The sequence below is a fragment of the Companilactobacillus huachuanensis genome (genome assembly GCF_005404815.1).
Classification (GTDB): domain Bacteria; phylum Bacillota; class Bacilli; order Lactobacillales; family Lactobacillaceae; genus Companilactobacillus; species Companilactobacillus huachuanensis.
The window spans coordinates 1-1,465 of sequence record NZ_BJDF01000052.1; the positions used below are offsets into that span (position 1 = coordinate 1).

The following is a 1,465-nucleotide window of genomic DNA, read 5'->3' on the forward strand; positions in this document are numbered from 1 at the left end:
AACTCATTTACTATTTTGACTTTGAAATCCAGATTGTACTTAATCATAGTGAACCCCTCCAGGTTTGGATCATGTGTCCAACCTCATGGGTTCACTCCACGCGCCCGGTGGTGTAAGGACTAAAGTCCTTACACCACTTTCGCTGCAAATGAATACTCTCAGCTCTTCCAACTAGTTTTTTAATAATAAGAATGTCCAATCGTGATTTTTTGCTATTTAACCAAATTGGTAAATAAATTGAATTTAGGATTGTCACAGTATTGTTTATATCACTGTTTCACATTCAGTTAATCTTTAGGTTTATTTTCCCTTAAGACACGAGCAGGATTTCCAACAACAATTACGTTGTCTGGGAATGAATGTGTAACAACAGATCCAGCGCCAACAATAACATTATTACCTAAAGTGACACCAGGTAGAATGCTAGCACCACCGCCGACCCAAACGTCGTTACCGATAGTAATAGGTGAGACTCTTTCAGCCTCAGTCCGACGAACTGATGGATCTAATGGGTGCTGTGGAGTGTAGAGACCGACTTTAGGTCCAAACTTAACATCATTACCGATGGTGATTTTACCTTCGTCACAGAGCATTACATCATGGTTAGCGTAGAAATGGTTACCAATTGTGATGTTGACTCCATAGCTAAAGTAAATCGTTGGTTCAACAAAGAATCTATCGCCGACCGATTTCATCAAACTCTTGATTTTACTGTTCCGTTCATCATTGTTGGCGATACGGTTGTAGTCCATCAATTTAACACGAACGTCATCACGTAAGGCAGCTAAGTCCTTTGATTCAAGATATAGCTCCCCGTTAATCATTTGTTGGTACGATGAATCTTCTTCAATATTCATTAAAATTAATATCCCCTCAAAATAGACATATATAAAGCATAGCACAATGACAAAATGCATGCGTTGAAGACTAAAATCACTAATTTAGACAGTTACGATACAATTTATTTAACTAAAGGGTGAAAGTTTAATTAAGGATGCCGTTTCCAAAGCTGAGAGTATTCATGTGCTGCGCGGAACGGCCCGAGCCTGGAAGCGGTCTCGAACCTCGGTTGAAGACTCGCGGGTTTTGCGAGGCTTCAACACGCCCGGTGATGTAATTGCTTTAGCCATTACACCACCGACGTATTTTGAGATTCGCGGTCTATGCGAAGCTCAAAATCGAGGCGCGAGACCTTGGCTCGCACCGGTCGCACAGCGGCGGACTATCTTGTTCCCTCTGGCGGCAGTTCACAAATCACCGAACTAGAAACCAACAAAAAAGCTGAAGCAACCTGGATCGGGAATTATCCAAGTGTTTCAGCTTTTTTTGAGGTTTTAAACCAACCAATTAGCTATTTTTTTATGTGGGCAAATTTTATAATCAAGTTAGCCACTTGAAAAAAATTGAATAAAAAAACACCAAGACGAAAAAATCAGGTATCATTGGAGTTCCGACACTAACAATG

General features: G+C 40.5%; 1 protein-coding gene. It reads right to left on the bottom strand.

What is annotated here, in order from left to right; translation table 11 throughout:
* Positions 1-287: 287 nt before the first annotated feature.
* Positions 288-857 (bottom strand): sugar O-acetyltransferase, encoded by a 570-nt coding sequence (locus tag FFM71_RS13275; RefSeq protein ID WP_137612623.1) that lies wholly within the window; start codon positions 855-857, stop codon positions 288-290.
* Between the last annotated feature and the right edge of the window lie 608 nt (positions 858-1,465).